Origin of the sequence: Streptomyces ortus, assembly GCF_026341275.1 — a bacterium.
In the GTDB taxonomy this organism is placed as follows: domain Bacteria; phylum Actinomycetota; class Actinomycetes; order Streptomycetales; family Streptomycetaceae; genus Streptomyces; species Streptomyces ortus.
Genome location: NZ_JAIFZO010000002.1, coordinates 7508616 through 7533356, shown reverse-complemented (window position 1 = coordinate 7533356; position 24741 = coordinate 7508616). Strand labels below are relative to the sequence as shown.

Here is a 24741-nt window from a genome sequence, read left to right as displayed (position 1 = left end):
GGCGGGGGGAGCGGAGCTGGGCGGGGCGCTTCGGGGCGGAGTGCTTCGGGGCGCGCCGAGCCGGTGCCCGGTGGGGCGGGCACCGGCTTGGAGCGGTCCCCCAGGTTCCGCCCGCGGGCCGCCGGTGGGTTAGAGGACGTGCTGACAGTTCGACTCGCGCGTTCTGTCAGTTCCCTGACAAAAGTGGGGAGCCGATTGCGTGCCGCGGACCAGAGCCCGGACGCCCCCGCTCCGCCGACAATCCGTGCGGACCGACCGTGCGACGCGGAAGGAGCGTCCGGTGGGACGTGCACGGCTGTTGGCGCTGTTCTCCCTGCTCACCCTGACCGGCTTCATCACGACGCTCGACAACACGGTCATCAACGTCGCCCTGCCGACCGTGCAGCGCGAACTGGGCCTGACGGTCCCGGACCTGGAGTGGGTGGCCGCCGGCTACGTGCTCAGTTTCGGCGCACTGCTGCTGCCCGGCGGCCGGCTGACCGATCTGTGCGGACGCGGGCCGGTGCTGGCCACCGGGATCGTCGTCTTCACGGCGTCCTCGGCGGCGTGCGCCCTCGCGGACAGCGGGGGCTCGCTGACAGCGGCCCGTACGGTGCAGGGGGCCGGGGCAGCGCTGGTCATCCCGGCCTCGCTGGCCGTCATCGCGGTGGACCTGCCCGCCCGGCTTCGCTCGACGGCCGTCGGGCTGTGGACGGCGGCGCTGGCCGTGGCCCTGGCGCTGGGGCCCGTGGTGGGCGGCTTCGTCACCGAACGGTGGGGCTGGGAAGGGGTGTTCACGCTGAACATCCCCTTCGGCGTGCTCGCCCTGCTGCTGATGCCGGCCGTGCCCGCCGGGTCCGCGCCCCGCCGCCGCGGCCTCGACGTGCCCGGCGTACTGCTGTCCGTACTCGCGCTTTACCTGCTCACGTACGGGCTCGTGCACGGCCAGGAACACGGCTTCACCGCCGCGCCCGTGCCGCAGTGCCTGGCGGTCTCGGCGGTCGCCGCCTGCGTGTTCGTCCTCGTGGAGGCCAGGACCGCGCGCCCCCTCGTCGAACTGCGGCTGCTGCGCGACCGGTTCCTCTCCGGCGGAATCCTCGCGCAGGTGCTGTGGGGCATCGGCGTCAACGGGGTGTTCTTCTTCACCGCCCTCTATCTCCAGCGGGTACTGGGCTTCTCCCCCACCGGGGCGGGGCTGGCCTTTCTGCCGCTGGCGGGCGCGCTGCTGCTCGGGACGCCGGTGGCCGAACGGGCGGCCCGCGCGCTCGGCGCCCACGTCTCGATCGCGGGCGGCCTCGGTCTGGTGGCGGTCGGCCTGCTGTACGTCTCGGGCGTGGGCGCGGGGGCCGGCTACTGGGATCCGCAGCCGGGGCTGCTGATGATCGGCTGGGGTTCCGCGCTCACCACTCCCCTGACGGTGCGTTCCCTGCTCCGGGTCCCGGAGGACGGGATGGGCATGGCGACGGGTCTGGTGAGCGCGGCGCGCGAGGTCTCCGGGGTGTTCGGGGTGGTCCTGGTGGGTGTGGTCCTCACCCGGCGCGAGCGGTCCGAACTGCGGTCGGGGGCCGACCCTCGGGACGCCTTCCTGGCGGGGTACGACCTGGGACTGCGGATCGCGGCGTGCTGCGTACTGGCGGGCGCGCTGGTGACGTTGCTGACGCTGCGGCGCCGCGGCCGTCATCGGCGGCCACGGCGGACCGTGGCGCGCTCCAGGACTCCCCTTGTCATGAAGGGACAAGGCCCGTTGTCATGAAATGACAAGTCGCGGGTGCGTCTCTGTCAGCCGGCGATGAAGCTGGGCGGAATCCGCGCGGGTAACGTCGGTGTGCCCCACTTCCCGTGTGCGGAAGGAGCCGCCGCGTGAACGGATTCCGCATACCGGCGAGCGAGGCCACGATGACGGCGGTGACGGCGGTGACCGCCACCGGTGTCGCCGACGCGGTGGACGGCCCGTTCAAGTCGTTCCCCTCGGGTCTGCACGACCAGCTCAGGCCGTTCTTCGCCGACATCACCGAAGAGGTCGTGCGGGCGATCAGGACCGAGATCCCGGAGTACGCGCGGCCGACGGACGACACGTACATGCAGGTCGTGCACCAGGGGGTGGAGCACGCCCTGCAGGGGTTCCTGCAGCGGATGGCCGAGCCGGACGGCGACGGGGAGCCGGTGCGGGCGACCTACCAGCGCATCGGCCGGGGCGAGGCCGACGAAGGGCGCAGTCTCGACGCGTTCCAGTCGGCGCTGCGTCTCGGTGCGCGGGTGGCCTGGCGCCGGATCAACGCCCTGGTCGACGCCGATCTGCTGCCGCGTCATGTGCTGGCCGCCTTCGGCGAGGCCCTGTTCCTGCACCTCGACCAGATGGCCGCCGCGACGACGACCGGGTACACGGAGGCGCGGCTGCACGCGGCGGGTGAGCTGCGGCAGCGGCGTACGCGGCTGATCGATCTGCTGATCGTGGATCCGCCCGCGTCGGTCGCGGCCCTCACCGAGCTGGCGCACACCGCGCAGTGGCCGGTGCCCCGTTCGCTGGCCGTGGTCGTCATCGACCGCGGCTCACGGGCCGCGGGGCCGCCGCCCATCGTGCCGCCGGAGTTCCTGGCACGGTTCGACGTGCGGCCCGCCGTGCTGGTGGTGCCCGACCCCGAGGGCCCCGGCCGGGCGCGGGCCGTCGCGGGAGCGCTGCAGGGGTTGCGGGCCGCCATGGGCCCCAACGTCGCGCTCCAGGAAGGGGCCAGGTCGCTGCGGTGGGCCACCGAGGCACTGGACCTCGCCCGGCGGGGTGTGCTGCCCGACACGCGGCTGGTGCGGTGCCGGGACCATCTGGCCACGTTGCTGCTGTTCCGTGACGAGGCCCTGGTGGACGCGATGGCCGACCGGCATCTGCGGCCCCTGGACCGGGTGCGGCTGCCGCAGCGGGAGCGGCTGGCGGAGACACTGCTCTCCTGGCTGGAGTGCGGCCACAACGCGAGCGAGGTCGCGGCGCGGCTCGCCGTCCATCCGCAGACGGTCCGCTATCGCATGCGGCAGTTGGACGAACTGTTCGGCGACCGGCTCCACGACCCGACGGCCCAGTTCGAGATGCAACTGGCGCTGCGCGCGCTGAACCTGCGGCGGGCCGCCCCGAAGCGGTAGGGCGGTGACCTGGTGGTGCGCGGCGGCGCTGCCGACGGCTGCCCCCCGGGGGAGCTTCCTGGACAGCTGTCCATAAATAGTGGACACTCGTCCAAGAAACCTGGACAGCCGTCCAGGATGAATGAGGATCACGGTCCCGATCGCGATCCCGGTCGCCTAGGAGCTCACCCCCATGCAGGCACTCGCGAACGTGCTCGTCGGTCTCGTCGCCGCGCTGCACGTCTACATCCTGGTCCTGGAGATGTTCCTGTGGGAGCGGAAGCCGGGGCGCGGGCTGCACGGGTTCGAGCCCGGGATGGCGCGGGCCACCGCCCCGCTCGCCGCCAACCAGGGTCTCTACAACGGGTTCCTCGCGGCCGGGCTCGTCTGGGGCCTGGTCGCCGACGACCCGACGGGGTTCCAGGCCCAGGTCTTCTTCCTGGTGTGCGTGGTGGTCGCCGGCGTGTACGGCACGGTGACCGCGAACCGGCGCATCCTGTTCGCGCAGGCCCTGCCGGGTGCGCTGGCCCTCGCCGCCGTCCTCGTCGCCCGGTGACCTCCGACCCCCGGGCCGAGCGCACCCGGGCCAAGCTGCGCCGGGCCCTCCTCGACGAGTGCGCCCGACGGCCGCTGACCGAGGTGAGCGTCGCGTCGCTGGTGCGCGCGGCCGGGGTGGGCCGGGCCACGTTCTATCTGCACTACGCCGACCTGGAGGCGCTGGCCGTCGACGCCTGCGCCGATGTCGTACGCGATGCCGTGGACGCCCTGCACGCGTGGCGGGGCAGGCCCGATCCCAGGTCGGCACCTGACGCCCTGCTCGCGTTCTTCGCCGGCCTGCCTCCGCACGCCCCGCTGTACCGCGCCCTGCTGACGCCGGGCGGCGGCGGCCCGCTGGGCCGCGTCCTCCACCAGGACCTGCGCGCCCGCAGCCGCGCGGAACGCGAACTCGCCGGCGCCCCCGAGGCGGCCCTGATCGCCTCCGCCGTCACCGCGACCTTCGCGGGCGTCCTGGCCGACTGGCTCCACAACCTGCTGGAAGGCACCCCGGAGGAAACGGCCCACAAGGTATGGCGCCTACTGGTGGCACTGCACGCGGTCCGGTGGGAGGGGACGGGCGCCCTGTAGGGGCGCGGGGAACTGCGCACGTTTTTTTGGGGGCGCGGGGAACTGCGCAACGGGGGTCCGGGGGCGGAGCCCCCGTGGCATGACCCGGTGGCGGTGACCCGGTGGGCGCGCCGGTCAGGACCGGCGGCTCGCCTGGAACGTCCGGCGGTACGCCTGCGGCGACACCCCGATGGCCGCATGCAGATGCTGCCGCAAAGACGCACCCGTCCCGAACCCCACCTCTCCGGCGACCTGATCCACCGCCAGATCACTGGATTCGAGCAACTGCCTCGCCCGCGCCACCCGTTGCTGGATGAGCCACCGCCCGGGACTCATCCCGACCTCGTCGTTGAACCGCCGCGCGAACGTACGCAGACTCATCCGCGCATGGTCGGCCAACTCCGCCAGCGTCAGCGGTTCCCCGAGCCGTTCCAGCGCCCACTGCCGGGTCGCCGCGGTACTCGTCGCCGTGGGCCCGGGCACGGGCTGCTCGATGTACTGCGCCTGGCCCCCGTCACGCCAGGGCGGCACCACGCAGGAACGCGCCACCCGGTTGGCCAGTTCACTGCCGTGGTCCTTGCGCACCAGATGGAGGCAGACATCCACGCCGGACGCGGCCCCCGCCGAGGTGAGGAGGGACCCCTCGTCGACGAAGAGCACATCCGCGTCGAGGTCCACGTCGGGGAACATCCGCCGGAACAGCCCGGCCAGCTGCCAGTGCGTGGTCGCCCGGCGGCCGGCCAGCATCCCGGCCGCCGCCAGCACGAAGGCGCCCGTACAGATGGAGACGATCCGGGTGCCGGGACGGATGGCCCGAAGCGCCTCGGCCACCGCCTCGGGAAGGTCGGTGCCGAGGTCCGTCAGCGCGAAGGGCGGGATCACCACGGTGTCGGCCGTACGCAGCACGTCGGGCCCGTGCTCGACGGTGATCGAGAAGTCCGAGTTGCTGCGGACCGGCCGCCCGTCCACGGTGCAGGTCAGCACTTCGTACCGACCCTCGGCGGAGCCGAACACCCGCGCGGGGATGCCGAGTTCGAAGGGGTAGACCCCATCGAGGGCCAGTACGACGACTCGCTCCACCCGCCCCTCGTACCCCTGGCGCCCGGAGTGAGCGGATTCCCCCGTCCGCCCGGCGGACGCGGGGCGTACCCCGCAGTACGTCTGCGTCTCCAGCTGCGGATGCGTCCGCGTCTCGGCCTGCTGCATGGCACGATCCTATCGAACAATGGCAATCGCGCCATTTCCTGGGTTGCCGAATCCGGGCAGGCTGAGACGCATGAGCACTGCGAACACGATGCGCGCGATCAGTCAGGACGTCCTCGGCGGCCCCGAGGTACTCAAGGAGGTGGAACTGGAGATCCCGACGCCCGGACCGAGCCACGTGCTGGTCAGGGTGCACGCGGCGGGCCTGAACCCGACCGACTGGAAGCACCGGGCGAACGGCAACTTTCTCGGCGAGCCGCCGTTCGTGCTCGGCTGGGACGTCTCCGGGGTCGTCGAGGCCGTCGGTATCGGAGTCACCATCCACCGGCCGGGCGACGAGGTCTTCGGGATGCTGCCCTACCCGTTCGGCGTAGGGGCGCACGCCGAATACGTCACCGCGCCCGCGCGGGCCTTCGTCCCCAAGCCGGCCGAGGTGGACCACATCCAGGCGGGAGCCGTCCCGCTCGCCGCTCTGACCGCCTGGCAGGCGCTGGTCGACACGGCGGACGTCCGGCCGGGGCAGCGGGTGCTGATCCACGCGGCGGCCGGCGGGGTGGGACACCTGGCCGTCCAGATCGCCAAGGAGCGGGGAGCGTACGTCATCGGTACGGCCAGCTCGGGGAAGCACGAGTTCCTGCGCGGGCTGGGCGCCGACGAGCTCGTCGACTACCGGGAGACCGATTTCGCCGAGGCCGTGCGGGACGTCGACGTCGTCCTGGACACGGTCGGAGGCGACTACCGCTCGCGGTCGCTGCGCACGCTGCGCCCGGGCGGGCTGCTGGTGTCGATCCTGCCGTCCGGGTCCCCGGCGCTCGCCGAGGAGGCGGCGGGGCTCGGGGTACGGGCGATCGAGCTACTCGTGGAGGCCGACCAGGCCGGGATGAGCGCCGTCGCCGGACTCGTCGCCGCGGGGACGCTGCGCGCCACGGTCGCGGAGGTGTTCCCGCTGGCCGAGGCGGCGAAGGCACACGCGCTGGGCGATACCGGGCGGACGGTGGGCAAGCTCGTCCTTCAGGTGCGGTAGTTCCCGCCGTACTTCTCACGGTGGTTCTTCGTAAGGCCCCGCGGCATCAGCGACGATGCCGCGGGGCCTCTCCGGTGCCCTGGGCGCCGCCGGTGGCGTGACCTGCGCACCCTCGGGGCCGGCCGCGCGACCCCCCGCACTTCAGTGGCGCCGTCCGCGCACCCGGGGGCGTACCACGGGGCGCGCTGAAGGCGCGGCACCTCACCTAAATGACAGACATATGTCAATCGAACATGCTGAAATTCCCTCTAACGAGGGTAACTTGCAGGGTGAGGGACGGTGGAGCGGGCTCAAGCTGCGCCACGTCGGCTCTATGCTCACGGAACGACGTCACCCTGGTCCCCGGTGACCCTGCTGGAGGTGATGTCGTCGTGCGCAACAAACCCGGGCCGCACTCCCCGCACCTGCGCGTGCACCAAGAGCGCGGGCACACCGTGCTGGAGTTCCACGGCGAGATCGACATACTCGCCGCGCTGGACATCATTCCGGTGCTGGACGCGGCGACGGGACTCCCGGGCGCCCGGGTCGTCCTCGACCTGCGGCACATCGAGTTCTTCGACTGCTCGGGCCTGCGGCTGCTGTACCGGGCCCGCCGCCGGGTCCTCGCCCAGGACGGACAGGTGCATCTGGTCTGCACCCATCCGCTGACCCTGCGCATCCTGCGCGCAACGGAACTGGCGAAGGTCATGCCGCCGCTGTCGAGCATGGAGGAGGCGCTGGGGCGCCCCGAGGCCGCCTCGGAGTACTCGTAGAGCCCGGCCGCCCCGAAGCCTCAGCCGCGGACGAGTTCGGCGGCGCCGAAAGAGACGTCGAAGCGGTCGCACCAGATGCTGACGCTGCTGTAGCGGGAGGGATCGACGTCCTTCGGCAGGGCGTAGTTCTGACTGCCCTTGTTGCCTTTGAGCTTGCCGAGGCTGGCGTACCTGCCGTCGTCGAAGACGTGCCAGCCGGCCCGCCCCTCCTTCACCGGCGCGTCGGTCAGCCAGACCCGCAGGTCCGGTCCGTTGCTGGTGTCAAGACTCTCCAGCCGGACGATGTGGGAGCCATCGGCGAGGCGTACGAGCTTCACCGTGCCCGAAGTCGAGTGCTCGTGGCTGATCAGTTCACCGCTCGCCAGCGTCACGGGCCCTGACGGCGCCGACGGAGTGGCGGGCGTCCCGGAGGGTGCCGACGGCGAGGAGGACGTCCCGGGCGGCACCTCGGGGACCCGGGAGGGCTCCTCGACCCCGGGCAGGGCCTCCGTCACCGTCTCGTCCTGCCAGAGTTTCCACGGCTGGAACCAGAACAGCCCGGCACCCACCCCTACGACCACCGTCAGCAACACCCCGATGGCCAACGGCCCCACCCGCACGCGCCCCATGCCGCTCCTTTTCCCGTTCCGGAAGCACCTCGTCGTTCCGCTCCCCATTCAACGGAACGGAGCGTCCTCCGGGCGGGGTTGACCGATGACGAAACCCTTACGTCACGGAGCGGTCGCCCGTCCGGTCACAGACCGGTGATGCCCTTGGCCTTCTCCAGCACGGATTCGACCCCGTCCACCAGGGCGTTCTGCCGCCGTGCGCGCGCCGCCCGGTCCGCCGGCACCAGCCGCTCGGCGGTCCGCACGGCGTAGGCGTCCGGGTCGCCGAAGGCGGCCCGCGGGTGTTCCCCCGTCTCCGCGCAGTGCGCCGTGACCTCCTTGACCGCCTGGAGCACGACCGCCCGGTCCACGCCGGGCTGCATGGCCAGCCGTACCTGGAAACGCGCCATCCACTTCTCGCGGTCCTTCTCCGCCGCCGCGTCCGTGGTCCGGTCCTTCTTCGCCATGTGCTCTCCCAGCCGATCGATAGCCGTCTCGCAGAGGTAGACGTCGATACGGCGACGTGCGTTGCACGAGCCGCAAACGTTGTCGCCCATCCACTTGACACTCCGGGTGGGCCCTTCTACGTTCGCGGCAGTCTCGAACGGCTGTCGATATATCGAACAGTCGAATCGGGGCAGCACAACGCGTCTCCACATCTAGGCGTAACGCAAAGGGGTTGCCTCGGCATGAAGAAAATCAGGACGATGTCATCAGTGGCGCTTCTCGCCCTGGCCTTCACGGCCTGCGGGCAGAACAACGATGGAGACGACAAGGACAACGCCAAGGGCGCCACCATCGGAGTCGCCATGCCGACAAAGTCCTCCGAACGCTGGATAGCCGATGGCGCGAACGTCAAGAAAGAGCTGGAGGCAAGGGGCTACAAGGTCAAGCTGGTCTTCGGTGAGGACGACCCGGATCAGCAGGTCTCTCAGATCGAGAATCTGATAACCCAGGACGTCAAGGCCTTAGTGATCGCAGCCATCGACAACAAGTCGCTGAACAACGTCGTCCAGCAGGCCGCCGACGCGGACGTACCGGTCATCGCCTACGACCGCCTCATCCTGGGCACGAAGAACGTCGACTACTACGCTTCGTTCGACAACGAGAAGGTCGGCGAGATGCAAGGGCGATACATCGTCCAGAAGCTCGGCCTGAAGGACGGTTCGAAAAAAGGACCGTTCACGATCGAGCTGTTCGCGGGATCGAACGACGACAACAATACGCGATACTTCTTCAAGGGCGCGATGAGCATCCTGCAGCCCTACCTCGACAGCAAGGCTCTGGTGGTCAAGTCCGGGCAGACCGAATTGAATCGCATCACCACCCTGCGATGGGACGGCGCGACCGCGCAGAAACGCATGGAGGACATTCTCACCTCCTCGTACAAGCGCGACAAGATCGATGCCGTGCTCTCCCCGTACGACGGAATATCCATCGGCATCATATCGGCACTGAGGTCCGACGGTTACGGTACGGCGGACAAGCCGTGGCCCGTCATCACGGGCCAGGACGCCGAACTGGCCTCGGTCAAGTCGATCATCGCCGACGAACAGACACAGACCGTCTACAAGGACCTCAGGAAACTCGCCGACGTGGCTGCGAAAATGGTCGACGCGAGCCTCAAAGGGGAAAAGCCGCCGATCAACGACACGAAAAGCTATGACAACCGCGTAAAGGTGGTCCCTGCCTATCTGTTGCAACCGGTGAGCGTCGACAGGTCGAACTACGAAAAGGTACTCGTCGGTGGCGGGTGGTACACGCAGGACGAACTGAGTTAGCGAGAGGGGGATCCCGGCCGGGCCCGCCCCCTCGGGGCCGGGCCCGGTCCTGTGACCGGCGACCGGCCGAGGGCGTGCGGTCCCGCGGGACCCCGTGCGCCCCCACGCGACGGACGGAGACGACCGTGCGCGTCAACGTGACTGTCTGGCACGGCATTTGGCGGGCAGAAGGAAGGAGGAAGAAGGAGGACGGTCCACATGACGACGTCTCTTAAGCGCGTGCCCGGATGGGCGAAGGTCGTGAGTGCCGTCGTGCTGGTTCTGGCGGTGCTCTTCGCCGGTCTTCGGTGGAGCCTGCTGCCCGGACTGGGCGACGTGTTCGGCGAGGAGACCCATGACCGGACGGGGCCCACGCTCCTCAAGTCCATCCAGGACATCAGCCGTTACGACGCCGCCTCGGGCAACTTCCAGGTGGTGGTGGATCTGGAGAAGGACACCAAGTACCTGCCGGACGCGGTCCGGGGCACCCGCACCCTCTACGTGGGCGCGGGCACCGTCGACTCCTACGTCGACCTCGGAAAGATCCGCGACAAGGATGTGCAGGTCAACGAGGACCGCACATCGGCCACGCTCAGGCTCCCCCATGCCGCCCTGGGCAAGCCGGCCCTGGACCCCGACCACTCGTACGCCGTCTCCAAGCAGCGCGGTCTCCTCGACCGGCTCGGCGATGTGTTCTCGGACAATCCGAACGACGAGCGGGCCGTGCAGCGGCTCGCCGCCCGGCACATCGGTGACGCCGCGAAGGACAGCGAACTGACCGCCCGTGCGGAGGAGAACACCACCAGCATGCTCAAGGGCCTGCTGGGCTCGCTCGGGTTCAAGGAGGTGCGTGTGACCTACGGGACCTGAAAGCCTGTGTCAGGTCCCCGGCCGGGGACCTGACACAGGCCTTGAGCCCTCGACGAGGTGCCGTCCGCCCGGTCGGCTCCCGTGCACGACCGCGCCCGCGAGCAGCCCCAAGCGCAGCTCGCGGGCGCGTTCACGTCGTGGCCCGGATGCTCCGAACGGGCCTGATACAGCGGCATCTTCGACCGATCAAAGGGTATGCGGGTTCCACCACACCGCAGTCTCAAACTGGAGGATTGCATGGCCCGCGAAGCGCTACGTCCCCGTACCGCCTTCAGTCTCCGCTCCGTGTCACGCTCGCGCCCCGAGAAGACGGACTCCCGCACCACGAAGCCGCGCTTTCGCCTCGGCGCGAAGAGCGAGGCGAAGAGCGAGGCGAAGAGCGAGGCGAAGAGCAAGAAGCCGTCCTCGAAAGCGCCCCGCAAAGCGTCGTCCAAGCCACCGCGCCCGCCGTCCTCGAAGGTGGTCCGCGAGCGACGCCGGCCCCCGTTGGTCGTGCGCTTCCTCGTCGTCGTCCTCGCCTTCGCCGCGATGGTGGCCTTCGCCGCCGTACTGGCCAAGCTCACGCTCCAGCCGTCGCCGGCCTCCGAAGCGCTGACGCACAACAACATCCACCCGGGGCGCTCCCTGCGCGCCTACCTCGACCAGCCCGAGTTGCGGGACGCGGTCAAGCAGATCGGCGGCAACATCGTCCTCGGCATCCCCTTCGGCCTGCTGCTGCCCCTTCTCGTGCCCAAGGCGCGCGGCATCCTGCGGGTGACCCTGCTGACCGCCCTGGCCATGCTGCTCGTCGAGGTGGTGCAGGGGACGTTCATCACCGGACGCGCCTTCGACATCGACGACGTCATCCTCAACACCTCCGGTGCGCTGATCGGGTATCTGCTCCTGGGCCGTCGGATGAGCCGCGCCGTGCATCCGCGGCGCCGCGACCGCAAGGCCGCCGCTGCCTGAGGCCCCCGGGGGAAAGCCGTCCGGGGGCTGGGCGGGGAGTTCGCGGGGTGTGAACAGCTGGTCTGTACCAGAGTCTTGACGCGCCCCTTACTTCACTTCTTAAATCAAGAGTCGAAGCGCGCACCCCCCACCTCAGTCGGCCCCTCCCCCACGGGGATCGCCGTACGGAAGGGAGACGTCGTGGACTCGCCACGCCTGCTCCGCAGATACCTTCTCGCCGCCCTGTCCGCCGTACTCCTCGCATCCGTCGCGGTCGGACCCGCACAGGCGGACCCGGTACGGACAACTCCCGCGCAGGCGGACCCCGCACCGAGTGCCGCCGCCGCGGTGACCTTCCAGGACACCTTCGACGGTGCCGCCGGTTCGGCCCCCAACTCCTCGAAGTGGCAGATCGAGACCGGCGACAACGTCAACAACCACGAGCGGCAGTACTACACGGCCGGGAACAACAACGCGAAGCTCGACGGCCAGGGCCACCTGGTCATCGAGGCCCGCCGCGAAAACCCGAACAACTACCAGTGCTGGTACGGGCGTTGCGAGTACACCTCGGCCCGACTCAACACCTCCGGCAAGTTCACCACCACCTACGGACGGGTCGAGGCCCGGCTGAAGGTGCCGCGCGGGCAGGGCATGTGGCCCGCGTTCTGGATGCTCGGCAACGACATCGGCCAGGTCGGCTGGCCCAACTCGGGCGAGATCGACGTCATGGAGAACGTCGGCTTCGAGCCCGGAACCGTGCACGGCACCCTGCACGGCCCCGGCTACTCCGGCTCCGCCGGCATCGGCGCCGGCTACACGCTGCCGGGCGGCCAGGCCTTCGCCGACGCCTTTCACACCTTCGCGGTCGACTGGTCGCCCGAGCGGGTCACCTGGTCCGTGGACGGCACCGTCTACCAGACCCGCACCCCGGCCGACCTGGGCGGCAAACAGTGGGTGTTCAACAAGCCGTTCTTCCTGATCCTCAACCTCGCGGTGGGCGGCTACTGGCCGGGCGACCCCGACGGCTCGACCACCTTCCCGAAGCAGCTCGTCGTGGACGAGGTGAAGGTGACGACGGGCGAGAGCTCCGGAAGCGGCTCGGCCGTCAAGGGCCTCGCGGGCAAGTGCGTCGACGTGGCGGGCGCGAATCCCGCCAACGGCACGCCCGTCCAGCTCTACGACTGCAACGGCACCGCGGCCCAGCAGTGGAGCGTGGGCTCGGACGGCACCATCCGGGCGCTGGGCAAGTGCCTGGACGCCGCCGGGGGCGGCACGGCCGACGGCACGCCCGTCCAGCTCTGGGACTGCGCGGGCGTACCCGCCCAGCAGTGGGTCGTCAGCGGGGCCCGCGACATCGTGAACCCGCAGGCGAACAAGTGCCTGGACGTCACGGGCAACAACTCGGCCAACGGCACCCGGCTGCAACTGTGGACCTGCACGGGAGCGGCCAACCAGAAGTGGACGGTCGGCTGACAGGGGCGCGTCCAGCTGCGACGGAGCCGGGCCGGGGGTCACCCGGCCCGGCTCCGGTCGTTCGTACGGTGCCCGCTCGGGCCCGTATGTCACGCGGCACGTCCGTCCGTGACGGGCGTGCCACTCCCCTCCTCGGGTCCCGCGCACCGCAAGATCAAAATGCCCTGGCGCGGACGGCCCCATGCACGGCCGTGCCCGCCCGCACGATCCGCGGATGCGCGGGGTCGCACCACCCGCCACGGCTCACCACGGCGCGAAAGGCGGAACCCGACGCGCCCCCTCGCGGACCGTTCGGGATTCACCCGGCCGCACCGTGGGCCCGGACACGCCGTGGGCCCGGACGCACCGCCGGCCCGGACGCGTCGTCCGCCGGTACACCGCTAGCGCGGATGCCAGGTGAGCTTGTCCCCGCCGACCCAGCGGACCACGGCCGGGTCGTCGGCGTCGTGCACCGGGATGCCGTACGCCGCGGCGGCCACCAGGACGTCCGTGAAGCTCCTGGCCTCGCCGACGACGGCGCCGTCGATCTCCATGATGCGGAAGGGCGGATCCCCGGGCTGCACGCCCAGGACCGTGATCCGCGGGTACGAGATGTGAGGGCTGGCGATTTCAGTCATGATCCCACCGGTTCCACACGCGTGCCGCGGATAAGCCTGCCGGGGCGGCGGTGTCGGTCGGCTGCCGTGCGCAGTCGGCCCGGCTGGGCCACGCTTGAGTCATGGACCCGGCCGAGGCGCTGGACCGTATCGCCTTCCTGCTGGAGCGGTCCCAGGCCCCCACCTATCGCGTGAAGGCGTTCCGCACGGCGGCGGGCGTCGTCACGGAGCTGCCCGCCGACGAGGTGGCCCGGCGGGCGGCCGAAGGGTCGCTGGAGTCGCTGAAGGGCATCGGACCGAAGACCGCGCAGGTGGTGCGCGAGGTGCTGGCCGGACAGCCGCCCGGCTATCTGGAGAAACTGGAGCAGGAAGCCGCGCAGCCCCTCGTCCGGGGCGGCGAGCGTCTGGCGGCCCTGCTGCGCGGCGACTGCCATCTGCACTCGGACTGGTCGGACGGCGGCAGCCCCATCGAGGAGATGGGGCGCGCCGCGGCGCGGCTCGGGCACGAGTGGGCGGTCCTCACGGACCACTCGCCGCGCCTGACGGTGGCCCACGGCCTGTCCCCGGAACGCCTGCGGGAGCAGTTGGAGGTGGTGGCGGAGCTGAACGAGCGCTGGGCCCCCTTCCGGCTGCTCACCGGCATCGAGTGCGACATCCTCGACGACGGATCCCTGGACCAGGACCCGGAACTGCTCGAACGGCTCGACGTCGTCGTGGTGTCGGTGCACTCCAAGCTGCGGATGAACGCGACCGCGATGACCCGCCGGATGGTCGCCGCCGTACGGAATCCGCACGCGGACGTGCTGGGGCACTGCACGGGGCGGCTGGTCACCGGGCGGGGGCGGCCGGAGTCGGAGTTCGACGCGGACGCCGTGTTCGCCGCCTGCGCCGAGTCGGGCACGGCGGTCGAGATCAACAGCCGCCCCGAACGGCTCGACCCACCGCGGCGGCTGCTGCGCCGGGCGGTCGCGGCGGGCGTGCTGTTCTCCGTGGACACCGACGCGCACGCTCCCGGGCAGCTCGGGTGGCAGGCCTACGGATGCGCGCGGGCCGAGGAGTGCGGGGTGCCGCCGGAGCGCGTGGTCACCACCTGGCCGGCGCGGGACCTGCTGGCCTGGACGCGGGATCGGGTGACTCCCGAGGGCGTACGGACCCGGTGACGCGGTACTGGGATACCTGGACAACGCGACACCGCGGCGAAGGGACGAGGCATGGAGCGGGCAGCCGTATTCGATGTGGACGGCACTCTTGTCGACACCAACCATCTGCATGTGACGGCCTGGTGGGAGGCGTTCAGACAGGCCGGGCACGATGTGTCGATGCACGACGTCCACCGGGCGGTGGGTCTCGGTTCCGACGACCTGATCGCGCATCTGCTGGGCGAGGAGCGGGACACCGGGCAGGACGACACGATCAGCGCGGCCCACAAGACCGTCTACGGCACGTACTTCGAGCGGCTGCGCCCGTTCCCCGGCACCGGTGACCTGCTGCGACGCCTCGACAGTGAGGGCTGGACGGTCGTGCTCGCCACCTCGGCCGGCGGGGCGGAGCTGGCGGCGCTGCGGAAGGCCATCGACGCCGACGACGTCATCAGGGCGACGGCGAGCTCCGACGACGTGGACGCCGGGAAGCCCGCGCCCGATCCGGTGGAGCACGCCCTGGAACTCGCCGGGGCCTCCGCCGAGCACTCCTTCTTCGTCGGTGACACGGTCTGGGACATGCGCGCGGGCAGCAAGGCGGGTGTCCTGTGCGTGGGAGTCCTGTGCGGCGGCATCCCGCGCGCCGATCTGGAGAAGGCCGGGGCGACCTCGGTCTACCGGGACCCGGCCCATCTGCTGGCGTCACTGGCCAGGAGTCCGCTGCCGACGGGGAGCTGACCGGGCCGTGACGCAGATCACGACTGAGACCATCCCGACCTGGGAACACCCGTCAGTAGTTTCCCGTTAAATCAGCTGTGGGTGCGGATGGGACAGTGTCCCCGGGCCTCACCTTCCGCCCACAGGGAAGATCGTTCGGCTGAAGCCCTGTGGAGCACTCCGCCGAGAGGCGACCGCCATCCGTGGCCACCCACAGACGGCCCCGACCGTGATTCCCCCGTCCGGTCGGGGCCTTTCCCGTTCCGCATACCGTTCCCCTCCTCCCCTGGGCGTCGCTTGACTTCGAGAGCGCTCCAGTCCGTAGCGTCGTCCGTATGACCACTGCACAGCACAAGATCGGTTCGGGGTTCGACCGGCACAGCACCGCGGACGACGTACTCGCCGGTATCGACCTCACGGGCAAGCTGGCCGTCGTCACCGGCGGATACTCGGGGCTCGGCCTGGAGACGACGCGCGCGCTCACCGAGGCGGGTGCCGAGGTCGTCGTGCCCGCCCGGCGCCGGGCGGTCGCCGAGGAGGCGGTCGCCGGTATCGGGGGCGTGGAGGTGGACGAGCTGGACCTCGGCGACCTGGAGAGCGTGCGCGCCTTCGCCGAGCGGTTCCTCGCCTCGGGCCGCACCATCGATGCCGTCATCGACAACGCCGGGATCATGGCCTGCCCCGAGACGCGGGTCGGGCCCGGCTGGGAGGCGCAGTTCGCGACCAATCACCTGGGCCACTTCGCCCTGGTCAACCGGCTCTGGCCGGCGATCGCCCCGGGTGGCGCCCGGATCGTCTCGGTGTCCTCGACGGGCCACCACGCCTCGGACATCCGCTGGGACGACCCGCACTGGAACCACGGCGACTACGACAAGTGGGAGGCGTACGGGCAGGCGAAGACGGCCAACGTCCTGTTCGCCGTACAGCTCGACGCCCTGGGCAAGGACTCCGGAGTACGGGCCTTCGCGCTGCACCCGGGCGGCATCCTCACGCCTCTCCAGCGCCACCTCCCCCGGCAGGAGATGGTCGAGCGCGGCTGGATCGACGAGAACGGCGTGCCGCTGAACCCGGAGGGCTTCAAGACCCCCGAGCAGGGCGCGGCCACCCAGGTGTGGGCGGCGACCTCCCCGCAGTTGTCCGGCATGGGCGGCGTCTACTGCGAGGACTGCGACATCGCCGAACTCGCCCCGGCCGACGGTGCGCGGACCGGGGTACGCGAGTACGCGATCGACCCGGCGTCCGCGGCCCGGCTGTGGGCCCTGTCCGCGGAACTCACGGGGGTCGACGCCTTCGCCTGAGACGGGGCCGTCGGCGACTCAAGGCACCGCGGCGGCTCCATGGCTCAGGCACGCGAGCACGCCCTTACGGGCTCACGCGGGGGACTCCTCCGGCTCGGGGTCCTCGGGGTGGACCGTGCTCGTGCCCGGGTCGCCCTGCCGGCCGGTGCCCGCCTCGTCGGTGTCGGGGACTTCGGGGTCCGGCTCCGCCGGTGCGCCGCCGTCCCCCTCGGTGTCCTCGCCCCGCCCCGTCTCGGGCGGCGTGACGACGTCCCAGGGGTCCTCGCCCTCCTGCACCAGCTGGTCCGGCAGGTCCCGGGGGACGGGTCCTTCGTTCTCCTCGGGCGTCCTGGTCCCGTATTCACTCACGGTGCGCTCCCCTCCTCGTCGGGCCCCGTGGGACGGAGATCCCTTGTCGGCCAGGGTGCGGGTACCTGCCGGGAGGACCCGGCAAACACGGGAGCGCCGGGCGTCAGCGCGGGGCGCGTTCCTCCAGGGCCGCGCGCCAGGCCGGTGGCGGGGTGTCCCCCGACCCCGGTCCCGCGCCCGGTCGCCGTCCGCCGCGGGCGAAGAAGTCGGCCAGCGGAAGGATCGCCGCGCCGACCGTGACCGCGTCCGGTCCGAGGGCGCCGAGTTCGATGGTGACGCGTTCGGCCGGGTGGCGCAGGGCGTACGAGACGGCGTGGGCGCGGACGGCGGGCAGGAAGCGGGAGCCCAGCTGGAGTCCGGCCCAGCCGCCGATGAGGATGCGCTCGGGCTGGAAGAGGTTGATCAGGTCGGAGAGCCCCGCACCGAGGTATTCGGCCGTCTCCTCCAACACGGCCAACGCCACCGGGTCGGCCGCCCTAGCGGCAACGCCGGCATCACCGGCCACCGCGCCGCCCGCCCCCGCATGTCCGGTCGCCGCGCTGTCGACCGCCTCGCTGCCGGCCTCGACATTCCCGGCAGCCGCGCTCCCGGCCGCCGCGCGCTCCCCGCCGCCCCCCGCGGCCGGATAGGCCGCCGCCAGCATGGCCGTGAGGGCCGTTTCCTCGTCGACGCCCTTCGGGGGGCGTCCGCCGGCTTCCTCCCAGCGTTGCAGGAGGGCCTCGGCCCCGGCGTACGCCTCCAGACAGCCGAGCGCGCCGCAGCGGCAGCGGCGCCCCCTGACCCGTACCGTCAGGTGTCCCCATTCCACGGCCCGGCCCAGTTCCACGTCGTCCGAGACCAGGCTGGCGCCGACACCGGAGCCGAAGAGGACCACGACCGCGTTGCGCGCGCCGCGTCCCGCGCCGAACCACATCTCGGCCTGGCCGAGGGTCTTGGCGCCGTTGTCGGTGAAGTACGGGACGGAGTCCGGCAGCCCGCAGGCGGTACGGAGCAGGGACTCCAGCGGGACGGCGGGCCAGCCGATGGTCTGGCCGTGCACGACGGCGCCGTCGGCCGCGGTGCGTTCCACGATGCCGGGTACGCCGATGCCGACGCCCAGCAGTCGCTCGGCAGCGATTCCGGCGCTGGCCAGCACCTCGGCGACGCCGTCGCGGATGTGGCCCACGATGACGTCGACGTCGTACCTCTGGTGCTCCAACGGCCTTTCGGTGCGGGCGAGTTCGGTCAGTGAGAGGTCGAAGAGCTCGACACGGACACGGGTCTCGCCGACGTCCACGCCGATCATGTGGCCGCTGGCGGGCGCGACCCGCAGCAGGGTGCGGGGTCGGCCGCCGTCGGAGTCGACGCTGCCCGCCTCCTCCACCAGCCCGTCGGCGACGAGATCGGCGACGACGTTGCTGATGGAGCCGGAGCTGAGCCCGGTGGCGGGCCCTAGTTCGAACCGGCTCATCGGTCCGTCGAAGTAGAGCCTCCGCAACACGGCCGTGCGATTGCCTCGTCGCAGGTCACGTACCGTACGTCCGTTCCGCCCCGCCATGTGGTTCCTTCCCGCCGTACCCCCGACCTGCAAGATACCGTTGCGCGATCCCTTGACGCGACTTTCTTCCGGGTCTTAACTCACGTCCTAAATTAAGCCGTGAGGGTCGTTCGGGAAGTGAACACACGACGATCCTCCGTTTTCCCTCCGGAAGGGACGTCCGACGTCATGCGCAGAACCCGAGCCGCGGCCGCGAGCGCGGTCACCGTCTCCTTGCTGGCCGCCGTGACCGCGTGCGGCGGTGGCTCGTCGACGGACGGCGGGTCCAACGACTCGCCGAAGACGCTCACCTACTGGGCCTCCAACCAGGGCCCGAGCATCGAGGCCGACAAGAAGACCCTCACTCCCGAGCTGAAGAAGTTCGAGAAGCAGACCGGCATCAAGGTGAAGCTGGAGGTCATCCCCTGGTCGGACCTCCTCAACCGCATCCTCGCCGCGGCGACGTCGGGCCAGGGCCCGGACGTCCTCAACATCGGCAACACCTGGTCCGCCTCCCTCCAGGCGACGGGCGCCCTGCTGCCCTGGGACGCCAAGAACTTCGGGAAGATCGGCGGCAAGGACCGCTTCGTCGAGTCGGCGCTCGGCTCGGCCGGCGAGACCGGCTCCGACCCGGCGGCGGTCCCGCTGTACTCGATGGCGTACGCGCTCTACTACAACAAGAAGATGTTCGAGGACGCGGGGATCTCCGGACCGCCCGCCACCTGGGACGACCTGGTCGCCGACGGGAAGAAGATCTCCAAGGACGACAAGTGGGCGCTGGGCGCCGAGGGCGCGAACCTCTCGGAGAACATCCATCACGTCTTCGTCCTCGCCAAGCAGCACGGCGCCGACTTCTTCGACGCCGACGGCAAGCCCGACTTCACCTCCGACGGGGCCGTGGCGGCGGTCAAGCAGTACGTCGACCTGATGGGCAAGGACAAGGTCGTCGCGCCCGGCAACGCCGAGTACGCGCAGAACCAGTCCCTCCAGGACTTCGCCAAGGACAAGACGGCGATGGTGCTGTGGCAGACGGCGGCTGCCACGCTCAAGGCCCACGGCATGAGCGACGACGAGTGGGGCGTCGCTCCGGTACCGGTCCAGTCCGGCACCCCGGGCGCCGGCAAGGACGTCAACTCGATGGTGGCGGGCATCAACATGGCCGTCTTCAAGAACACCGACAACATCGACGGCGCCCTGAAGTTCGTGAACTTCATGACGAGCGTGGACGAGCAGACGATCCTCAACAAGACCTACGGGTCCATCCCGCCGGTCAAGGCGGCCCAGCAGGACCCCGCGTTCAACACGCCCGCCCTGAAGGTCATCCGGGACACGCTCGCCACGAGCGCCGCCCCGCTGCCGCAGGTCGCGAACGAGTCGCAGTTCGAGACCGCGGTCGGCACGGCGGTCAAGGAGCTCTTCGCGGACGCGGCGGCCGGCCGGCCGGTGACCACGGCCTCGGTCAAGGAGAAGCTCGACGAGGCCCAGCAGCAGATGCCGAAGAAGTGAGCGCTCGATGACCGTGACCGCCGAGCCCGCGGTCGGTAAGGAAGCACCGCCCGGTGCGACGGGGCCCGCCCCGCGCCGCCGCACCGGGCGGGTACGCCGGATCGCCCTGCCGTATCTGCTCCTGCTGCCCGCCCTGCTGCTCGAACTCCTCGTCCATCTGGTGCCGATGGTGATCGGCATCGTCATGAGCTTCAAGGAGCTCACACAGTTCTACATCCGCGACTGGGGCTCCGCGCCCTGGGCGGGCTTCGACAACTACAGCCTGTCCGTGGACTTCGACGCGCCCATCGGCAAGGCGCTGCTCCACTCGTTCTTCGTCACCTGCGCGTTCACCGTGCTCTCCGTCGGCCTGTGCTGGCTGCTCGGCACGACGGCCGCGGTGTACATGCAGGAGAACTTCCGCGGCCGGGGCTTCCTGCGGGCCGTCTTCCTCGTCCCGTACGCGCTTCCGGTGTACGCGGCCGTCATCACCTGGGCCTTCATGTTCCAGCGGGACAACGGCCTGGTGAACCACGTGCTGCACGACCAGCTGGGCCTCACCGACAGCCCGTCCTTCTGGCTGATCGGCGACAACAGCTTCGTCGCGCTGCTCGTCGTGTCGGTGTGGAAGGGCTGGCCGTTCGCCTTCCTGATCGTGATGGCGGGCCTGCAGAACATTCCCAAGGAGCTGTACGAGGCGGCCTCGATCGACGGGGCCGGGATGCTCCAGCAGCTGCGCCGCATCACGCTGCCGTCGCTGCGCCCGGTCAACCAGGTGCTGGTCCTCGTGCTCTTCCTGTGGACGTTCAACGACTTCAACACGCCGTACGTGCTGTTCGGCAAGGCGGCCCCGGAGGCCGCCGATCTGATCTCGATCCACATCTACCAGTCGTCGTTCGTGACGTGGAACTTCGGGACGGGATCCGCGATGTCCGTGCTGCTTCTGCTGTTCCTGCTGGTCGTGACGGGCGTCTACCTCGTCCTGACCTCGCGCGGACGGAGGGCCGCCGATGTCTAGGACGTACCGGACCGCGCGGCGCTCACCGATGGCCGCGCCGCGGTCGTTCGTCTGGTCGCGCCGGATCTTCCTCACGCTGCTCACCGGGTTCGTCCTGCTGCCGGTGTACGTGATGCTGTCCAGCTCGCTGAAGCCGCTCCAGGACGTGTCGGGCGAGTTCCGCTGGCTGCCCAGCGGGCTGACGATCCGCCCGTACATCGACATCTGGTCGACGGTCCCGCTGGCGAAGTACTTCGTCAACTCGCTGATCGTGGCGGGCGCGGCGACGGTCCTCTCGGTGGCGATCGCGATCTTCGCCGCGTACGGGGTGAGCCGCTACCGCTTCCGCGGCAAGCGCCTGTTCACCGTGACCGTGCTGTCGACGCAGATGTTCCCCGGGATCCTGTTCCTGCTCCCGCTGTTCCTGATCTACGTGAACATCGGCAACGCCACGGGCATCGCGCTCTTCGGCTCGCGGCTCGGATTGATCCTCACCTATCTGACGTTCTCGCTGCCGTTCTCGATCTGGATGCTGATCGGGTACTTCGAGTCGGTGCCGCGCGACCTGGACGAGGCGGCGATGGTGGACGGCAACGGGCCGCTCGGCGCGCTCTTCAGGGTCGTCGTGCCCGCCGCCGTGCCCGGGATCGTCGCCGTCGCGGTGTACGCGTTCATGACGGCGTGGGGCGAGGTGCTGTTCGCGTCGGTGATGACCAACGACACCACCCGCACGCTCGCCGTCGGCCTCCAGGGCTACGCCACCCAGAACGACGTGTACTGGAACCAGGTCATGGCCGCCTCACTCGTGGTGAGCGTGCCGGTGGTCGCCGGGTTCCTGCTGCTGCAGCGCTATCTGGTCGCCGGACTCACCGCCGGGGCCGTCAAGTGACCACCGACCCGCCCGCCACTCGGCTCCCCCCGTTCCGAGCGCCTTCCGAGAGGACTTCTGTGACCATCGATCTCGCCGCACTCCCCCAGGACTTCGTGTGGGGCACGGCCACCTCGGCGTACCAGATCGAAGGTGCCGTGGCCGAGGACGGCCGTTCGCCCTCCATCTGGGACACCTTCTCGCACACACCGGGGAAGGTGGACGGCGACGACCACGGGGATGTCGCCTGCGACCACTACCACCGGTGGCGCGAGGACATCGCCCTGATGAAGGAGCTGGGCACCAACGCGTACCGGCTGTCGATCGCCTGGCCGCGGGTGGTGCCGGGCGGTGACGGACCGGCGAACGCGAAGGGGCTCGACTTCTACGACGCGCTGATCGACGGTCTGCTGGAGGCCGGCATCACGCCGTCGGTCACCCTGTACCACTGGGACCTTCCGCAGGTGCTCCAGGACCGGGGCGGCTGGACCGAGCGCGACACGGCGCACCATCTGGCGTCGTACGCGTCGGTGGTGGCCGAGCGCCTCGGCGACCGCGTCCAGCACTGGACGACTCTCAACGAGCCGCTGTGCTCGGCGTGGATCGGCCATCTGGAGGGCCGGATGGCCCCGGGCCTGACGGACCTCACCGCGGCGGTCCGGGCCTCCTACCACCTGCTCCTCGGCCACGGCCTCGCCACCCAGGCGATCCGCGCCGCGGCCCCCGGCGCCCAGGTCGGCATCGTCAACAACCTGTCCTACGTCGAGGCCGCCACCGAGCGCCCCGAGGACGTGGCGGCGGCCCGGCGCATGGACGGGCACACCAACCGCTGGTGGCTCGACCCGGTCCACGGCCGCGGCTTCCCGGCGGACATGCGCGAGGTGTACGGAGTCGAACTCCCGGAACGAGAGGGGGACTTGGCGACGATGGCCCAGCCGCTGGACTGGCTGGGGCTCAACTACTACTTCCCGTCCGTCATCGCGGACGACCCGACGGGCCCGGTCCCGTACGCCGCCGCCGTACGCCGTCACGACGTGCCGCGCACGGCCATGGACTGGGAGATCGACGCGGCCGGCATCGAAAGCCTGCTGCTGCGCCTCACGGACGAGTACGGCGCCCGGAAGCTGTACGTCACCGAGAACGGCTCCGCCTACCCGGACGTCGTACGCCCGGACGGCACGGTCGACGATCCCGAGCGCACCCTGTACCTCGAACAGCACCTGGCGGCCTGCGCCTCCGCGGCCCGCAAGGGGGCCCCGCTGGCGGGTTACTTCGCCTGGTCGCTGCTGGACAACTTCGAGTGGGCGTACGGCTACGACAAGCGGTTCGGGCTGGTCCACGTGGACTACCGGACGCAGCGGCGCACGGTGAAGGGGAGCGGGCGCCGGTACGCCGAGATCGTCCGCGAGCACGGGGGCGGGCAGCGCAAGGCCGCCTGACGCCCAGGTCCAGGCCTACCGGGTCAACTCGTCGACGGCCGTGCCGAGTTCCGGGGCCACCGTGTCCCGGAGCCAGGTGCCGTGCTCGTCCCCCATGCCTCGGGGGACCGTCTCGGTGAGCATGATCAGGTAGAGGTAGGAGCGGTAGAGGGCGAGACGGCGGCGGGCCGAGTCGGTGAACTCGGCCTGTACGTCTTCCTCCTGACGGACCGTCCGATAGCCCGCCAGAAAATCCCTGTCCTTCTCGATGTCGTCGAGCAGGGCCAGGGACACGAAGTCCGCCAGCGGGTCGCCCCAGAACATGCGCTCGCCGTCGATCAGCCCGCCGATCCGGGGCTCGCCGCTACCGGCTGGGCGTTCGACCAGGATGTTCCCCCGCCACAGGTCGAAGTGGACCAGCCGTGGCACGGTTACGTCGTCAAGGGCGCCGTACGCGGACGCGGCCGTCCGGGCCACCTCGTCCAGCGGGCGGGGCAGCCAGGCCCCGTACCGGCGGGCGTCGTCCAGGACGGCCGCGTACATGGCGGTGAAGGCGGTGCGCCAGTCGGCGGACAGCGGTCCGAGCGCACCGGACGGATACCCGAACCCGGGACCGGTCACCGCATGCAGCCGGGCCACCAGCTTTCCCAACTCCGCACGCAGAGAGGCCTGTTCGTCTGCCGTGAAACGGTCGTCCCACAGGTCGCCCGGGCAGGCGGTCATCAGCAGATGGCGGCCCGTGGGAGCGGACATGTCGAAGGAGACGCCCACCACGCGCGGCGCGGGCACGCCGACGGTGGCCGCCGCACGGTAGAACTCCGCCTCGGAGACGAGGAGTCCACGCTCGTGGCTCAGGCCGGGGACGTCCGGCGGGGGCGGGGTCTTCAGCACGTACCGGCTGCCGTCGGTGAGCAGCAGCTCCTCGACGGTGTTGTACGTGCCACCACTGAGCACCCGACACCGTTCGAGACGGCTCGCCGAAACCCCGACGGCCTCCAGAACGAGCCCAGCCTGCTCCCCCGACATACCGCTTCCCCTCTCCCCAGGCCAGCTTGTCAGGGGCGCGGGGAACGGCGCGGTCTTTCAGCTTTCTGGGGCGCGGGGAACGGCGCAGTCTTTTTGGGGGCGCGGGGAACGGCGCGACCCCCCAACAGCCGCACCGCATAAGCTCCCCGCATGGAACAGAGCGAGATCATCCTCCGAGCGATCGGCGTCCTGACCGAGACCCAGGAAATGGTGCGCAGGCTCAACGAGGACACCGAGGTCGACATCGACGCCGGCGAGGCCCAGCTCGGCAGGCTCGTGACGGAGGTCTTCCCCTCCGTGGAGGTCCCCGGCGACGCCACCCCCGCCGAGGCCGGCCAGGCGGTCGTCGACGCCCTGATGCCCGCCGCCATCTCCCTGGTCGGCGCCTTCGCCTTCCTGTTCTCGGAACTCGCCGACGTCCACGACACACAGCGCACCGAGATCAAGAGCACCGATCTGCTGCGCGCCCTCGCCCTGCGCCTGTCCAACACGGACCCGGACGCCGGCTCCGACCCGGACCTGGACGACGACGTCTAGGCCCTGTCC

General features: G+C 70.6%; 25 protein-coding genes. 18 read left to right on the top strand and 7 right to left on the bottom strand.

The genetic code is table 11. From position 1 onward, the window contains the following. Positions 1-280 precede the first annotated feature (280 nt). The 4 genes from K3769_RS35980 to K3769_RS35965 all read left to right on the top strand — a co-directional run bounded on the left by K3769_RS35980 (position 281) and on the right by K3769_RS35965 (position 4212). Entirely contained in the window at positions 281-1732 is a 1452-nt protein-coding gene (locus K3769_RS35980; RefSeq protein ID WP_267030410.1) for an MFS transporter, read from the top strand. A gap of 107 nt (positions 1733-1839) precedes the next feature. Then, the gene (locus tag K3769_RS35975; protein WP_267030409.1) at positions 1840-3108 is read left to right on the top strand and encodes a PucR family transcriptional regulator; all 1269 of its coding nucleotides are present in this window, start codon (positions 1840-1842) and stop codon (positions 3106-3108) included. 172 nt (positions 3109-3280) lie between these two features. Then, positions 3281-3643, top strand: coding sequence for a DUF1304 domain-containing protein (locus tag K3769_RS35970; protein ID WP_267030408.1), 363 nt, complete (start codon positions 3281-3283; stop codon positions 3641-3643). Continuing rightward, the gene (locus K3769_RS35965) at positions 3640-4212 is read left to right on the top strand and encodes a TetR/AcrR family transcriptional regulator (protein WP_267030407.1); all 573 of its coding nucleotides are present in this window, start codon (positions 3640-3642) and stop codon (positions 4210-4212) included. Before K3769_RS35970 ends, K3769_RS35965 begins: the two co-directional genes overlap by 4 nt. Before the next feature lie 114 nt (positions 4213-4326). Here K3769_RS35965 and K3769_RS35960 read toward each other — a convergent pair whose 3' ends face one another. Further along, positions 4327-5397: a GlxA family transcriptional regulator gene (locus K3769_RS35960; RefSeq protein ID WP_267030406.1), complete on the bottom strand. Its 1071-nt coding sequence runs from the start codon at positions 5395-5397 to the stop codon at positions 4327-4329. 70 nt (positions 5398-5467) lie between these two features. Here K3769_RS35960 and K3769_RS35955 point away from each other — a divergent pair, with 70 nt between their 5' ends. Both K3769_RS35955 and K3769_RS35950 read left to right on the top strand, forming a co-directional pair. Further along, positions 5468-6418, top strand: a complete 951-nt coding sequence (locus K3769_RS35955) for an NADP-dependent oxidoreductase (RefSeq protein WP_267030405.1) — start codon at positions 5468-5470, stop codon at positions 6416-6418. Between the two features lie 371 nt (positions 6419-6789). Further along, positions 6790-7170 (top strand): anti-sigma factor antagonist, encoded by a 381-nt coding sequence (locus tag K3769_RS35950; RefSeq protein WP_267030404.1) that lies wholly within the window; start codon positions 6790-6792, stop codon positions 7168-7170. A 20-nt stretch (positions 7171-7190) separates the two neighbouring features. Here the strand turns inward: K3769_RS35950 and K3769_RS35945 are convergent, their stop codons facing one another. Both K3769_RS35945 and K3769_RS35940 read right to left on the bottom strand, forming a co-directional pair. Beyond that, positions 7191-7778 carry a DM13 domain-containing protein gene (locus tag K3769_RS35945; RefSeq protein ID WP_267030403.1) on the bottom strand — a complete coding sequence of 196 codons (588 nt, stop codon included), beginning with the start codon at positions 7776-7778 and terminating at the stop codon, positions 7191-7193. A gap of 125 nt (positions 7779-7903) precedes the next feature. Continuing rightward, positions 7904-8224 carry a hypothetical protein gene (locus K3769_RS35940; protein ID WP_267031689.1) on the bottom strand — a complete coding sequence of 107 codons (321 nt, stop codon included), beginning with the start codon at positions 8222-8224 and terminating at the stop codon, positions 7904-7906. Between the two features lie 222 nt (positions 8225-8446). Here K3769_RS35940 and chvE point away from each other — a divergent pair, with 222 nt between their 5' ends. From chvE to K3769_RS35920, 4 genes are all read left to right on the top strand, one after another. After that, complete coding sequence (gene chvE, locus K3769_RS35935; RefSeq protein WP_267030402.1) at positions 8447-9538, top strand: multiple monosaccharide ABC transporter substrate-binding protein; 1092 nt, start codon at positions 8447-8449, stop codon at positions 9536-9538. A 198-nt stretch (positions 9539-9736) separates the two neighbouring features. Then, positions 9737-10387, top strand: a complete 651-nt coding sequence (locus tag K3769_RS35930; RefSeq protein WP_107019525.1) for a DUF4230 domain-containing protein — start codon at positions 9737-9739, stop codon at positions 10385-10387. Between the two features lie 459 nt (positions 10388-10846). Further along, entirely contained in the window at positions 10847-11335 is a 489-nt protein-coding gene (locus K3769_RS35925) for a VanZ family protein (protein ID WP_267031688.1), read from the top strand. Positions 11336-11515: 180 nt separating this feature from the next. After that, positions 11516-12787: an RICIN domain-containing protein gene (locus K3769_RS35920; protein ID WP_267030401.1), complete on the top strand. Its 1272-nt coding sequence runs from the start codon at positions 11516-11518 to the stop codon at positions 12785-12787. 380 nt (positions 12788-13167) lie between these two features. Here the strand turns inward: K3769_RS35920 and K3769_RS35915 are convergent, their stop codons facing one another. Beyond that, positions 13168-13404, bottom strand: a complete 237-nt coding sequence (locus K3769_RS35915) for a hypothetical protein (protein WP_267030400.1) — start codon at positions 13402-13404, stop codon at positions 13168-13170. A 101-nt stretch (positions 13405-13505) separates the two neighbouring features. Between K3769_RS35915 and K3769_RS35910 the strand changes: the two genes are divergently transcribed. The 3 genes from K3769_RS35910 (at position 13506) to K3769_RS35900 (ending at position 16537) form a co-directional block, all read left to right on the top strand. Then, entirely contained in the window at positions 13506-14543 is a 1038-nt protein-coding gene (locus tag K3769_RS35910) for a PHP domain-containing protein (protein WP_267030399.1), read from the top strand. Between the two features lie 51 nt (positions 14544-14594). Next, complete coding sequence (locus tag K3769_RS35905; RefSeq protein WP_267030398.1) at positions 14595-15260, top strand: HAD family hydrolase; 666 nt, start codon at positions 14595-14597, stop codon at positions 15258-15260. A gap of 314 nt (positions 15261-15574) precedes the next feature. Then, a complete protein-coding gene (locus K3769_RS35900; RefSeq protein ID WP_267030397.1) occupies positions 15575-16537 on the top strand; it encodes an SDR family NAD(P)-dependent oxidoreductase in 963 nt (320 codons plus the stop codon). Positions 16538-16609: 72 nt separating this feature from the next. Here the strand turns inward: K3769_RS35900 and K3769_RS35895 are convergent, their stop codons facing one another. Together K3769_RS35895 and K3769_RS35890 are read right to left on the bottom strand one after the other, a co-directional pair. Then, positions 16610-16885: a hypothetical protein gene (locus tag K3769_RS35895; protein WP_267030396.1), complete on the bottom strand. Its 276-nt coding sequence runs from the start codon at positions 16883-16885 to the stop codon at positions 16610-16612. 103 nt (positions 16886-16988) lie between these two features. Next, positions 16989-18422 (bottom strand): ROK family transcriptional regulator, encoded by a 1434-nt coding sequence (locus K3769_RS35890; RefSeq protein ID WP_267030395.1) that lies wholly within the window; start codon positions 18420-18422, stop codon positions 16989-16991. 168 nt (positions 18423-18590) lie between these two features. Between K3769_RS35890 and K3769_RS35885 the strand changes: the two genes are divergently transcribed. Genes K3769_RS35885 through K3769_RS35870 form a run of 4 tightly spaced genes read left to right on the top strand, consistent with a single transcriptional unit; the run spans position 18591 to position 23190 of the window. Further along, positions 18591-19907, top strand: coding sequence for an ABC transporter substrate-binding protein (locus K3769_RS35885; protein WP_267030394.1), 1317 nt, complete (start codon positions 18591-18593; stop codon positions 19905-19907). Between the two features lie 7 nt (positions 19908-19914). Continuing rightward, entirely contained in the window at positions 19915-20904 is a 990-nt protein-coding gene (locus K3769_RS35880; RefSeq protein WP_267030393.1) for a carbohydrate ABC transporter permease, read from the top strand. A 28-nt stretch (positions 20905-20932) separates the two neighbouring features. Further along, complete coding sequence (locus K3769_RS35875) at positions 20933-21772, top strand: carbohydrate ABC transporter permease (RefSeq protein WP_267031687.1); 840 nt, start codon at positions 20933-20935, stop codon at positions 21770-21772. 59 nt (positions 21773-21831) lie between these two features. Then, complete coding sequence (locus K3769_RS35870) at positions 21832-23190, top strand: GH1 family beta-glucosidase (RefSeq protein ID WP_267030392.1); 1359 nt, start codon at positions 21832-21834, stop codon at positions 23188-23190. A gap of 15 nt (positions 23191-23205) precedes the next feature. Here K3769_RS35870 and K3769_RS35865 read toward each other — a convergent pair whose 3' ends face one another. Further along, positions 23206-24195: a phosphotransferase family protein gene (locus K3769_RS35865; RefSeq protein WP_267030391.1), complete on the bottom strand. Its 990-nt coding sequence runs from the start codon at positions 24193-24195 to the stop codon at positions 23206-23208. Between the two features lie 150 nt (positions 24196-24345). Between K3769_RS35865 and K3769_RS35860 the strand changes: the two genes are divergently transcribed. Next, on the top strand, positions 24346-24732 hold the full coding sequence (locus K3769_RS35860; protein WP_267030390.1) for a hypothetical protein: 387 nt from the start codon (positions 24346-24348) through the stop codon (positions 24730-24732). Positions 24733-24741: the final 9 nt, after the last annotated feature.